Below are 13,994 nucleotides of genomic sequence, written 5' to 3'. Positions count from 1 at the left end.
TCAAAAAAATCAAAATGTCAAAGAACAAGAAATATGGAACTTATTTGATGCAAAAACTTAACGCATCACTAGTAATTCTGAATCAAAAAAACGTGGTCGCTTACCCATTGTCTAAATTTAATTGTTGACTCTTTTACTGGTAAATATATCTCCTAAAAAAGTATCCGGTCAAATGTAGCAACTCCACCAAACAGTTGGCCTATATATAGGTTGCGCTAAGCCAAAAGGTTGTTTCCTCTAAATCACCTTCAAAGTAGGCTAAAGACGATGGTATCTGTAATCTAGACCGGCCTATACAATATGCGCATGTAGTCAGTGCCTTCCTTTCCGGGAGGCTAAAACGTCAGCAATATGCTTAACTTTGATATTGCATTTGTGTTTTCTGATATATGCATCCAACTGCATCAGGCAAGAGGAATCCGTGGAAATAATATACTCCGCGCCTAATTTCATTGCATTCAATACTTTTTGTTCAGCCATACTGGTGGAAATAGGCTCAAATTTAACAGCAAATGTCCCACCAAAGCCACAGCACACCTCACAATCGGCTGCCTCGACCAATTCCAGACCTGAGACTTTCTGCAACAATTTTCTCGGCGCGTCTTTTATACCACACTCCCGCAAAGCTCCGCATGCATCGTGATACGTAGCCTTTGCATGCAAAGCGGCACCAACATCGACCACACCCAACACATCGACAAGAAATTCGGAAAACTCATAGACCTGCTTTTGGATGGGCAAGGTTTCACCATCACCGGGCCCATTTCCATAGAAAAGCTGTCCGTAGTAATTCCTTACAAATCCGGTACACGATCCGCTCGGCGCGACAATCAGGTCTTCTGTATTAAAATCTCCAATAAACTTCTCTGCCACAGGTCGGCAATCATTCAGAAAGCCAGCATTGAATGCGGGTTGTCCGCAACAGGTTTGTTCAGGATTGTAAAACACTTCACATCCTAATCCTTCCAAGATGCTCACCATATTGAATGCGGTATCCGGAAAAAGTTGATCCACAAAACAAGGAACAAATAGCTGTATTTTCACGGTTGAATCGAGCGATCTAAGTGTACATAACCTCCATCAACATGGATAAGCTGCCCAGTGGTATGGCTAGAACGCTCCGACAACAGGAAAGCAACCATATTACCTAGCTCTTCTGCCGTGGTCATCCGGTTTTCAAACGGAATGACAGTGAGAATTGATTTCAACTTTTCTTCGGGGTCAGGGAAGGTGTTAATCCAATAGTCGTACAATGGCGTCCAGCAATCGCCCACGATGAGTGCGTTCACACGAATACCATATGGTAGCAGTTCTACTGCCCACTCCCTCGTCAGCGCATTACGCCCCCCGTTGGATGCAGCATAGGCCGACGTGCCGCCCTGTCCGGTCTCGGCCGTACGCGAACCAATATTTACGATCGGACCTTTAGACGCTTTCAGGTAAGGAAGGGCGTGGTGTGCCATCAAGTAGTAGTGTACCAAGTTTTTATGCAGACTGTCCATGAATCGCTCATAACTTCCGCCTTCCAGTCCCACGCCGTCATTCACTCCGGCATTATTGACCAAACCATCTATACGACCAAATTGACCGACCACCTGCCGAACGGCTGCGTCGCATTGTTCCGGCTGCGTCAGTTCGGCTACTACCTGCTCAGCTCGTCCACCAGCTTTGCCCACCTGGGTCACCACCCTCAGGTTGTCTTTTTCATTTCGCCCCACGATCACGGGTATCGCCCCTTCGTTGGCCAGGACGTGTACGATTCCTTCTCCAATCCCCTTACCCCCTCCGGTGACGATGATTACCTTATCTTTTAGTCCTAAATCCATTTTATTGTTATTATATCAATTCCACTATTTTAGTATAAACACATACATCTCGACCGGTCCATGAACACCCAGCACCAGAGTTTTCTCGATGTCGCCCGTTCGGCTGGGGCCCGAGACCAGGTACCACCCTGATGGATAATCGGGGTGGTAGCGCTGTTCCATCACCGCAATAGCCTCACCCAGATCATAAACAAGCTGCTTTTCATGAGCAATAACGATATGCTTGGGTATGTAAATCGGGAACGTCCTGCCGACTTGTTGAGCGGTACTCATCACAATGGTACCGGTTCGTGCAACCAAGCATTCACAATCGGTAATCCCGACCTCCACCCGCCCCAGATTTTCATCATCAACAACAGTGCTAATCGATTCAAGCTGGGTTTGTTCTCCACACTTTTTTAGTATAGCCGACTTCGCCACCACATTCTTCCAGTTATTACATTTGATTAGTTCTGTTAACTTTTCAGCTAGTTGTTGAAAATCGTCACAACGTATTACGTTACCATCAATAGCTAAAAATTCACGTACGAATCCTTCAACCAACCCCCCTTCGCGATTTTTAAATAACAGGCTACTGTCCGTTGGTTTGGCCGTAGTGTGCTCCACCCCATCTTTCAACGCCAACCGGATATCGGTGAGTATTTTATCCCTAATTGTATCCATAAGGTTATTTCTGTTGCCTCCTGGCTTTCCATTGCTGACTAAAATTTTTCTTGGGGAACATAGGGAGTTCCCGATCTTTGCCCCAGATTTTTGACACGAATACTTTAAATACCCAATTTTTTACGTCACCACTTCCCGCATTCATAAGCTTCCGGTTTAACATCATCTTTTTCCACGTTAAAAACATTACTTTCTCCATCCCACTGTTATAACCGGCCGCAACGGATTGTTGTCGGTTGTAAAGCAACAAGTTGTGTAGCGGAATACGGACAGGGCACACTTCAGTACAGCTTCCACAAAGTGATGAAGCATAACTGAGGTGTTTATTATCTTTCAATCCATTCAGATGCGGCGTAATCACAGAACCGATCGGTCCGCTATATGTCGTATCATAGGTGTGCCCACCAATATTTTTATAGACCGGGCACACGTTGAGGCACGCCCCGCATCGGATACAATACAGGCTTTCACGTGCGGTAGGATCTGCCAAGATGTTGGTTCGCCCGTTATCCAGCAATATGATATACATCTCCTCGGGTCCATCTGCTTCATCGGCCTTACGGGGGCCGGTCAGGATAGAATTGTATACCGTGATATGCTGCCCCGATGCGTGGGTCGCAAGCAACGGCAGAAACAAGCTGAGCTGATGGACCGAAGGCAATATCTTTTCGATGCCAGTCAGGGCAATGTGCACTTTGGGGAACCCCGTTGTTAACCTGCCGTTACCTTCATTTTCAGTCAGCACCATCCCTCCGATATCAGCCAACAGAAAGTTAACACCGGTAATACCGACTTCGGCTTCCCTAAACTTCTTGCGAAGCACCTTTCTGGCCACCTGCGTGAGCTGATCTGGGCGGAGCTCCGGCTCGGTGCCCAGTTTGTCTACAAACAGCTGCGCCACCTCTTCTTTACTCTTATGCAAGGAAGGAGCCACGATATGATAGGGAGCTTCATCAGCCAACTGCTGGATATACTCGCCCAAGTCGGTCTCAACCACTTCCACGCCCCCATCCTTCAATGCCTGATTAAGACGGATCTCTTCCGAGACCATTGATTTGCTTTTCACCACCGTCTTTGCCCGATGCCTACTACAAATCGCTTTGACAGCCTCAACGGCCTGGTCTGCGGTCTGTGCCCAGATTACCTTACCCCCTCTGCTCGTAAATTTCTGCTCAAATTCGCGAAGATAGGTATCCAATCGCATGATGGCGTCGCGCTTGACGGCATTTGCCCAGCCGCGGGCCAATTCCAAATCCGAAAACTGCCCTTTTCCTTTTTCAAATGCATCGTCAGACTGCTTTAATGCATGGTTCATTTTTTGGCGATGGGCCAAGTCCTTGGTCTTTTCAAGGCTTTGCTTCAAAAAAATCTGTTCTCTTTTTCCCACCGCTATCAATCTGTATGAAATACTTCTTCCATTGGCGTCCACACCTCCCCCTTCGCTAGTGCCTCGGGCAGGGGCAATTGACAGGGATCGGTTTCCTGCCACCAACGTTGGGTTGTGGTATCTGCCGCAATCCGCTTCATGTCCGCATCATAGTCATCGCCGATATACTCATAATAGCTGAACAAGTACAGTTTACCCTCGATTTCTTGGAGGTAGATGGAATAATTCCGGATATTGTATTGTCTTATTGCAGCCAACACACCTTCCCAGGTGTCCGCATGGAGTTCTTTGTAGTACTCGGCTTTTTCCGGGCTCAATCCGGTAACCATGCCAACACGTTGGGGTTCCGTAACGGTTGACTGCTCGCCGGATTCATCCTTTGCGGCATCGGTATCCCGTGCCGTTTGGCACGAAAACAACAAAAGCCCTGCGAACAAGTATAGGTACATCAAATTGCTCTTCATATTCAATCTATTCATGACTAGTTAAAAAAAACATACAAAATTGCCATGGTCATAAGCAGCAAGGCTGATAACAATTTGTAGTTACCGAGCCCTTTCCAAGCCGGACGGCGCAGCGGCTCCCACGGCGATTTCCAGTACAGGGTGCCACTCACGGCATTGTGCACGGCTGGATACCAAGCGGACAGCATTACCTGCAGCAATACGCAGGCACAAAACAGGTAAAACGCCATCATCATAAACGGCACCTGCCCGATGAGGCTGCCTGGAAACAATTTGCCGGTTGCATATACCATTACCCCTAACAGCGAACCAATCCATAGCGTCCACTTCGCCGCTACGGCTGACGCCCTTTTCCAAAAAACGCCCAATAAAAAAATACAGGTAATCGGCGGCGCTATGTGAGCAATGATATCATTCAATCCCACAAAAAGGCTTTCATACCGGTTCAACAAGGGTAGCAGACCGATGGACAACACCAGGGCTACAGCTGCTGACCAACGGCCGTACCCTATCAAGCGGCTATCGGATATGTGCGGCCGGTGCCGTTTAATGAGATCGTAACTCACCAACGTAGCAATGGAGTTCAGTGCCCCCGACACTTGACTCATCAGCCCGGACAGCAAAGCCGCCACCACCACCCCAACCAACCCCGTGGGAAGCAGCTGGGTAATCATCAGGGTATAAATACCCTTACTGTTTACATCGGCCTTACCATTCGCGGCCGTAGACGTGATCGAAGAAAGATCGAGTTGGCCATTCTGGGCCAATGCATAGGCAAACAATCCGGGGAGCACAAAAATAAAAACCGGTAAAATCTTGATAAATCCACAGAAAAGCGCACCAATACGTGCATGGTTTTCATCCTTTGCCCCCAGCACACGCTGTACGATCGTCTGGTCGGCGCACCAGTACCAAATGCCCAATACAGGATATCCCAGGAAAATGGCATACCACGCCATGCCGCTGCTGTCTCCCTTAGGCCTGAGCATGGATAGCTTGTCCATGTCGCCCGTCGTCTGCAAGGTATCGACCAACGCACCCCACCCGCCCAATTTCATCCAAGCAGCTACCGTAATGACCAACGCACCTGCTACCAGCACAATGGTTTGCACAGATTCGGTCACCACCACTGCACGCAAGCCGCCAATGATCGTGTAAAGGGCCACCAATACCGATATGGCTGATACGCTGATGTACATATCGACACCGAAAAGTGCCTCAATGACGATACCTCCGGCCAATAGGGAGAATGCGATGTGCAACACTACCGCAGATACCAGCGAGATGACGGTCAGCCAATCGCGACATGCGCTGTTATAACGCTGTTCCATAAAAACCGGCAACGTAGGCACGCCTGATTTGATATAGAACGGCACGAAAAACAAGGCCAGCAGGATGAGCGTAAAAGCTGCCATCCATTCGAAATTACCATTGAGCAGCCCGGTATCAAAGCCCGATTGTGCTAAACTCACCAGGTGGATACAGGAAATATTGGTAGCAAACAACGCCAAGCCGATCATGGGCCAGCGGAGGGATTGCCCGGCAAGGAAGTAGCCTGCCGACAGGCTGCCTTTTGTTGCACCCTTTCGGTGTGCCACCCCGACCCAGAAACCGATGCCAACCATCACCAGGATGTAGCAAGCACTTATGAACGTATCGAGCCCCGAAATCATTCGTTATTTCTCTTCATTTACAAATTGTACAATACTATGAATCGCGACGGCAGGCACTGCTACCGTGACGATACCGCTTTCCCGGTCATAGCCATATTTTAATGGCCTATTTTCGGGCTGTAACAAAACCCTTCTTGGTTTGCGATTAATTTTTAAGCGAACCGATAAGGGAGCTGACGGCGCAATGTGATCATAAGCCATTACCTGATCATTAACATGCGGTCCGTCCGCATTAATCAAATTGACCAAGATGTCACTATCCTTGTAGGTAAGCGTCGTATGGATTTTATCTGAACCGATAACCTGAAGTTTCGGATTAGGAAAAATGTTTTGAATCAGTGTATTGATCAGCCTATTATAGACCGGATGACGAGACCCTTTGTAAGGTGCTGTCAGGTCAAAATAAACAGCCGCAATTTTTCCTGCTCCAAGGGGGGTAATACTCGCTGCAACGTAGGGGGTAGCGAAGCGGTAATCACGTTGGTGGTAGATATGCCCCACCGTTTGGGTAGTGGGTTGGGCAATTGCACGTTGCCATCGGGTACGTATGCCGGTGACACCGCCCAATGCCGCACTTCCTATATTAAACTGTTCCTCTTTATCAGGCCCTTCGAATGTGACGCCAAGCCAAGGCTCAAACTCGCGAGTAGCCTTCGCGCCGATTACAAGTAAGCTTGCCCCATTAGCCACATGATCCAAGAGCCTCTTTTTTAGCACATCATCAAAATCATCCCATTCAGGAATAACGATTAATGGGTACGCTTCAAGATTGTCCTGCAGGTGGTGGTCCATTGTGATATCCACAACGTGTTGCCCATCTAGGAGCAAACTGGTTAGTGACTCCAAGTGGGAAGGCCAGCCATACACCCCCATGTTGTGTTTTTTCCAACCCGCTACGGAATACCATAGGGCAACCTGTGGTATAGTCCGGGCATTTTCGGCAAAGGGTTGCCTAGCCCTACAAAAAGCTGCCAAATCAGCCATTGCATTCACATCGATGGTCGTTTGAAAGGAAGCGTCCCGGTTTTGCTGGAAGTACACCTGGACCCCCCCGCCCATCGCAAGCACCTCAGCCGCCTCTTGTTTCAGCTGTACAGCGGATTTCGGGCTATGTATGCCTCCCGAGAAATCCATAGGCACGAAACCCCATGCCATAAGGTCCCAAGGCTTGCCTTGCAAAGCCAAACAACGGGATTGAAAGGCTGCGCTGTAAATGCTGTTCCGTCCGGAGACGTCTCCTGAAAGAAAATCGACATCGGTATCGACAGGCTCGGGCATCATCGACGAGTAAGCCCAGTTACTGGCTACCTGGAATGTCGGCATAAACCGATGGAGTTCATCGACGTAGTCGCGTAAATAATCCCGGAAGATCCGTCTGTTATAGTCCTGCCAGCGAGAAAAACCCGGTTCACCCGCCGAACGGGGTACTTCGGTCATGCCGGAAGACCGCAGAAACCCAGCGACAACATTGGGCGAATAATCGAGACCGGTAGACCAGCAATCGCCATCTATCCAAATGCCGTCGATTTCATAACGGTTGATTATTTCTTTAATTTGCGGGACCATCAGTTCTTGCGGATAGCCTCCCAATACGGAGGCTTTGGTTAAATCAACTGACCCATCTGCATTGATACGGCCCCATTCAGGGTTAGTTCCAATTGCTTTGTCATCCCATATCGAAGAGTAATGTACATATAGCGGTAAGTTGAAACGAGCGGTAACATCACGCCACTGCCGAATCGGGTCACCGAAAAATGACCCCGAAGAATAACCTACCTCCGTAGGATAGCTCGAATAGCCGGGGTGCCCTTTACTGTCTATTTGGATAAAGTCGGGCTTCGTCCGCATGAGGAAGTCTTCCAACGTTGACGCTTCAAAGTATTTCCCGATTTCCTTATCATTAGCTGAAGCGTGAAAATCAAAATGAAATCCGAAAAACCGGTCTACCCGCCGCGGCATTTCTTGCGAATACGTGGGAAACACATATAGCATACAAATGGCTAACGGTATCAATATATTTTCCTTTAAAATCATTTTTATTGCACTGAAAAAAACAAAGATTAAAGCCCCTAGCTTGTTATTTTAATTACGATAGGCAAGTGAGTGTCCGGATGGTCAGGCACTTCTATCCTGATTCCGTTGTCGACCCTCGTGTAGGCTAGCCCCCGTTTCTTACGATCTGACAACGCATGGACATGTTTTATCGTGTACCCGATGTCAGGCAACCAAACATTGCCGTCTATTGGGCGGGTAAAGACATGCAGGTAAAGTATCGACCCTTTCTTTGTCACCCGCCCCCAATCGAACGATTGTGGAAATGGACTGGCCGCTGCGCCATAAATACCCTCGCTATTGATGCTCATCCATTTCCCTATCGTATCAAGCCGGGCAATACTGGCAGCCGGAAAGCGGCCAAGCGGATCTGGCCCAACATTCAGTAGGTAATTGCCGCCTTTGCTCGCTGCGTCAACCAACTGTTGGATAAGGACCTTTGCAGTCTTCCAATTGTTATCTTGCTTTACATAAAACCATGTGTCGTTCATGGTCATACAAGTTTCCCAATAAGCATCAGGAACTCCAGTAGCGGGTATCGTCTGTTCGGGCGTAAAATAATCCCCGTCGACTTCGCTCTTACCGATACGGTTGTTGATGATGATATGCGGTTGAAGATTACGGATAAAAGCTTCCAAATCATTTGCCATGTCCATTGTCCAATCATCAATCCATTGGCCATCAAACCACAGCAGGTCAATCTTTCCGTAGCGCGTTAACAAATCCTTAATTTGCGATTTCACCCGAGGGATAAATTTTTCCGGATTAACGATCCATCCATCCGGAAATGTCCTTGCCACATGATTACCTATCGCATCCGGATCATGCCAATCCAATTGCGAATAATAAAACCCGATTTTCATGCCGTGTTTCCGACAAGCCTCGACAAACATGGCCACGGGGTCACCTCCAAATTGGGTTTCCCGAATGTCATATCCCGCCAGCCCCGGCCACATTAGAAAACCGTTATGGTGTTTAGTGGTCAATACCACGTATTTCATACCCGCCTCTTTTGCCATCTTCACCCAAGCCTCCGGATCGTAGGCTGTCGGGTTAAAATTTACGATGACATCATCTTCCCAATCCGTTCGTGGAATATTCAGTATTGACTCATGCGCAGGATAAAGTGGTATCTGGTGCCTTTCGCCTAATTGCGGCACATGGCCATTCCAGTACACACCCTTCCATTGCAGGGAAGGAACTGCATCGGGGCCCCAATGTATGAACATGCCGAACCGGGCATCGGCCCACCACTTCATCCGGGCCCGTTTGGGGTCATCAACATGTACCAGATTGTCGCCAGGAGCATATCCCAAGTCGCTTACCGGTTCGGCCCCCTGGCTCCGTGTGGCTAACGAAACCAAACTGATCATATAAACAATTACGGCACCGATTTCTCTCATAACTTTTTCCTGAATTTTTGGGTATCCTAATACACGGCAATTTTTTTGATTACGGGTGGCAGGGTTCCATTCCCCACCAGATGGATCCGCAGGCGGTCCGTCGTGAGCGAGTCGTGCCTTTCAAGCCTCCGCCGGCCGATGCTTTGGCCTTCGCTGATTGTTTTCCACTCCTGATTGACCAATGCGTCAATCGAGTACCTAGCTACCCGTTGACCCTGCTTGATATCTTCCACCAGTTCAATGACCCGGACATCATTTTTAGGAATTGTTAGTTCGATATAATTGTCGCCTTCCATTTGCGGAAAATCTTTGATGACCAGTGGGGTGCCGAATGTGTGCTCCAGGTGTTTGCCGAATTTCTTGAGGAACTCAACTTCCGCGGGAGGAACAAGGCCACTCGTATCCGGAGACATGTTTATCAGCAGATTAGCTCCCCTTCCAATCGATTGAAAGTACACCTCTTCCATAAACGGGATATCCCGCAATGTATGGTCGGAGTCGGGTGTCCAAAACCACGTACTTCTGGGGTGTATATTGGCCTCGGCAGGTATCCAGCCCGTATTCTGGGGACCAACCCAATTCTGCAGTTGCTCCCCATCCCTTATAACGTTCCAAAGGGGATAAGAAGCCCATCCCTGTTCGCTACCAGACCACCGCACATCGGGCTGGGTTCCACCAAAAACCACTGCCTGTGGTTGTAAATTACGAATTAGCGCCCTTATGGCATCACCATAGGCAGTTCCCAATGGCAACCCCGTTTCCGGGTGGCTAACATCCCATCCAAACGGATCGTGTGCTCCGTCAAACCACACATAATCAATTGCACCGTAGTTGGTGAGTAGTTCCCGTACCTGCTCAAAAAAAACCGGAAAATAAGTATCGATATCGCCTACCAATTTTCGTTCGCCCATCGGGTCGGGTGTACTTGTGCAACCTAAGTATTTATCACCCGACGAAATATATAGCCCCGGTTTCACTCCATATTTCCGGCAGGCAGCAACGAATTCGGCGACTACATCGCCTTGGCCATCCCGCCACGGTACATTTTTAACGGAGTAGTCCGTTGTTTTGGTTGGCCACAGGCAAAAGCCGTTGTGGTGTTTTGCCGTCAGCACAACATGCTTAGCACCAAATGATACTGCGGTTTTCACCCACTGCTCTGCATCGAGTTGGGTCGGATTAAAAATTTCTACTTCCGGTACGCTCATCATATCGGAATAAATGTATGTAGCCGGGCCGAAATGGATGAAAGCACCGAGCTGGCGTTCTTGCAACTCCAGCTGTTGCGGTGTGGGATAATCCGAGTCGGCAGCTGCTTTGCTATCACCCGAACGTTGCTGTCCGGTGGGCGCGATCAATACCGGCGCCCAGTCTCCGCGATGTTCTGGCGGGGTGGTATCAGACACCAATTTAGATTCAACGCCTTCAAAGAAATACTCAAATAAAGCCCGAGGAGTACCCTCATAAATGGCCCATTGCAAATCTCCCGCAGTTGTTTGGTCGCTTCCCGTAAAATACAGGATGGTTTGCCCTTTGAAATAACACAGCTCAACGTCCGACGCGTTATTCTCCCGAACATTCGGATGGAGCAATGGAATATCCTGGTGGGAAGGATCAAACGTCACAAACGGCCGATCCTCGGGCGCGTCCTGCCAATTCACAAGATCCTGCGAACGGGTGATCCTCGTCTCAAATCCGCCTTCTACAATTTGCAAATACAGTGTATAGTACCAACCATCCTCAAAATACAATGCGGGTCCGCCCACATATTTATCCCTTCCGTAGATACCATCAGGGACCACGTCCCATTCCACCATATCGGAAGAAGTGAGGTACTTAAATGTAAATGGAGGCCATTGGGCATCGTTCGTTTCGTAGAGCATGACAAATTGGTCGTTCGCCCTGCAGACAGCCGTGTTATAGATGAATTCGCCCGGATCTGCCTCTAGCACGGTTATGGGCTCTGTCCAGTTTTTCAAGTCGGAAGAGCTGGTCATGGTTATCGAGGTCATTTGGCGCCAAGGTTTGCCTCGTCCATAGTTGCCTGCAAAAATATAGACGCGGTTGTTCCACACCAACACCGTACCGAATCCGTGGTTGGTTAAGGGAACGGAAACCAGCTCTCCAGAAGCAACATCCCTGATTCTGACTTCATCTTCATGGAAATTATCGCCGGGCTTTCCATCGGGAAGATCCCAAAACCGTTGATTGTTTTCCAGCAAGTATAACCTATCATCAAAGACAAATGGTGAAACTTCCACCAACGGTGAGCCCAAGCGTCCCTGTTTCACAATCGGATTTGTCCAATCGCCTTGGGAAAATGCTGGTAACGTGATTAATGCGCAAAAAAGAACCGGGAAAAAGCGAAAAATCAAATTGTTCAAAAGCATAAAATTAATGGTTAGCAATAGCATATACGGGTAAATTCGTTTCATTCACTAATTCGACACCGTACCCGTTAGGCACCTGTAGCGAATACGCAAGGCCATCCGCCTCGATTTTCCAACTGATCGAGAGGGTGCCCTCGTCAAGGGGCACTTCATACACGCACCAATCCAAGCCGGTGTTTCTAAACACCAATCGAATCTTTCTGTCCAATACGTTGACTTCATCAATACCGGCCAAGGCACGTTGGTACAAGTAGGCGACGTGGGCGGCAAAACCGTGGGAACAGCTGGTATTAAGGGTACGGTACTGCTGCTCCCATAGCGTTCCAGTAAGTTCTACCTGTTTCATCAGATTAGCCGTGTTTTCTTCGATAAACCGCGGCACCTCATCGTAACGGCACAGCAATTCCATCCTCATGTATTCACCCATAAACGTATTGGACAAATACACATCTGGGTATTGGTTTACATGGTTGTCTCGATACCTTTTCGGTCCAAGTTCTTCGGTGATGACCCGCCACAGCCAAGGGTGCGATTCCGGACTTGCGACATCAAAATAAAATGCATAGTACTGACATGCCTCGGTAGTTGGCGGCTGAACCACAAGGCTGCCCCCTTCCCTCACTGCATGGTCACGAAAAAACCGGCCGTCGAAAGCTTGCTCAAGCACCACGCTTTTGATGTGCCGGGCTTGGTCTTTCCAGGCTTGGTTGCCGTATAGTCTGCCAGCCGCTTCCAATACGCGGGCAAATTGCATATTCGTGGGATAATTAACTCCCGCTGTAAAATCGTTAGATGCTGACCAATCCAGAAAAACCCATTTTTCAAGATTTTCCAATAGCCCGTCCTTATTAAGAAACCCATCGAAATAAGCAATGAGTTTGGCAACACGTTCCTTCAACCCGTGAACCATCTCAACGTCTCCGCTACGGGTGTAATACTCTTCTAACTGAATAACAAACCACATGGCCCAATTGGGGATGAACAATCCATTGGGATGGTCGCATGGATAGCACATAGGCAGCATGCCATCCGGAACATTGTCAAAACTGGCAGGCAACAAGTAATTCTGGAAGAAATTCCGCTCCACGAGCGTATTGCCGGAGATGGTCGCCGCCGCCCTCGCCACAAAATAGCCATCACCAAGCCACGCGCCACGCTCTCGCGAGGGGCAATCCGTTAACACATCCAATGCGTTTTGCCTTACGGTTTCGCGAGCCGCTTCGAACACTTTTTCTAGTCTGGGATCAGATGCGCCAAACGAAGATCCGGCGACATCAGCACTCACGTATTGCCGAACATACCAGTCGGAAATACGACCTTTTCCCCGCCTGAAAACAGGTTTGACGTATTGCATGGTATAGGGCTCGAACGTCTCTAGGGAATAGGTACCCGGTTGTAGTTCGTAGATTAAATAATTCTGGCATACTAGTCGCGTCGGATCGACGTCATCATACTTGAGAATTTCATCGAAATACACCACGAGCTCGGAAGGTTCAGAGACCTGTAAGGTAAAACCGAGGAATCCTGTCGCGTTATATGGAAAACGGTATATGGAGTCACCAATGCTTCCGATTGCCGCGATGACGGAATAGTCTGGATACTTTACCCCCCGAGGTATGATCTCCTTTTCCTCCGTCCGGTGTTGTTCAACGGCTTCAAACGCTGCCTTTTTGTTTGTCTTCCAGTCATGGCTCATATCGTCCAGTATATAATACTCCGTAAAAGGCCGGGCATGACTGTATCGGATTACATCCCGCTTCCGTTGGCCGGAAATCCGCGCTTCAAACTCTTTTTTACCGATGTCGGATCCGGTAGCCACCAGTACTTCTCCATCGGCTATAACCTCCGCTTGCAAAAAAGCAGGCTGGTCGAGCAAATAAAACGAAGGCATATTGTAACCTGCAACCTCGATAGCAATCAGGTTTTCGCCATCTTGCAATAGGTGGCTAAAGTGATATTGGTCGAGACGAAAAAAGCCGTGAGCCGCCACGCAGGGCCCGTGTGCCAGAAACCGGCCATTAACGTGGACTTTATACGCTGACGAAGCCGTGATCGCTAACCGCGTATTTTGCCCCATCGTATGGTCAATCACTGCCCGAAAATGGACGGTGAGGTTTTTTTCTTTTTCCATTCCGA

General features: G+C 48.7%; 10 protein-coding genes. All 10 read right to left on the bottom strand.

The annotated features are described in order from the left end of the window. Positions 1–312: 312 nt before the first annotated feature. Positions 313–1,044 carry a (Fe-S)-binding protein gene (locus ACEVG1_RS20155; RefSeq protein WP_374745530.1) on the bottom strand — a complete coding sequence of 244 codons (732 nt, stop codon included), beginning with the start codon at positions 1,042–1,044 and terminating at the stop codon, positions 313–315. Further along, positions 1,041–1,826 (bottom strand): SDR family oxidoreductase, encoded by a 786-nt coding sequence (locus ACEVG1_RS20150; protein WP_374745529.1) that lies wholly within the window; start codon positions 1,824–1,826, stop codon positions 1,041–1,043. Before ACEVG1_RS20150 ends, ACEVG1_RS20155 begins: the two co-directional genes overlap by 4 nt. Before the next feature lie 24 nt (positions 1,827–1,850). Then, a complete protein-coding gene (locus ACEVG1_RS20145; RefSeq protein WP_374745528.1) occupies positions 1,851–2,489 on the bottom strand; it encodes a lactate utilization protein C in 639 nt (212 codons plus the stop codon). A 4-nt stretch (positions 2,490–2,493) separates the two neighbouring features. After that, on the bottom strand, positions 2,494–3,804 hold the full coding sequence (locus ACEVG1_RS20140) for a LutB/LldF family L-lactate oxidation iron-sulfur protein (protein WP_374745527.1): 1,311 nt from the start codon (positions 3,802–3,804) through the stop codon (positions 2,494–2,496). A 77-nt stretch (positions 3,805–3,881) separates the two neighbouring features. Beyond that, positions 3,882–4,355 (bottom strand): L-rhamnose mutarotase, encoded by a 474-nt coding sequence (locus ACEVG1_RS20135; protein WP_374745526.1) that lies wholly within the window; start codon positions 4,353–4,355, stop codon positions 3,882–3,884. 2 nt (positions 4,356–4,357) lie between these two features. After that, positions 4,358–6,013 carry a sodium:solute symporter gene (locus ACEVG1_RS20130; RefSeq protein ID WP_374745525.1) on the bottom strand — a complete coding sequence of 552 codons (1,656 nt, stop codon included), beginning with the start codon at positions 6,011–6,013 and terminating at the stop codon, positions 4,358–4,360. A gap of 3 nt (positions 6,014–6,016) precedes the next feature. After that, positions 6,017–8,005 (bottom strand): hypothetical protein, encoded by a 1,989-nt coding sequence (locus ACEVG1_RS20125; RefSeq protein WP_374745524.1) that lies wholly within the window; start codon positions 8,003–8,005, stop codon positions 6,017–6,019. A 77-nt stretch (positions 8,006–8,082) separates the two neighbouring features. After that, positions 8,083–9,468, bottom strand: a complete 1,386-nt coding sequence (locus tag ACEVG1_RS20120) for an alpha-L-fucosidase (RefSeq protein ID WP_374745523.1) — start codon at positions 9,466–9,468, stop codon at positions 8,083–8,085. Between the two features lie 26 nt (positions 9,469–9,494). Continuing rightward, on the bottom strand, positions 9,495–11,759 hold the full coding sequence (locus ACEVG1_RS20115) for an alpha-L-fucosidase (RefSeq protein WP_374745522.1): 2,265 nt from the start codon (positions 11,757–11,759) through the stop codon (positions 9,495–9,497). A gap of 103 nt (positions 11,760–11,862) precedes the next feature. After that, a complete protein-coding gene (locus ACEVG1_RS20110; protein WP_374745521.1) occupies positions 11,863–13,989 on the bottom strand; it encodes a hypothetical protein in 2,127 nt (708 codons plus the stop codon). Between the last annotated feature and the right edge of the window lie 5 nt (positions 13,990–13,994).

This window comes from Parapedobacter sp. 2B3, from assembly GCF_041925275.1.
GTDB lineage: Bacteria > Bacteroidota > Bacteroidia > Sphingobacteriales > Sphingobacteriaceae > Parapedobacter > Parapedobacter pyrenivorans_A.
This window is presented reverse-complemented; position numbering and strand designations above follow the sequence as displayed.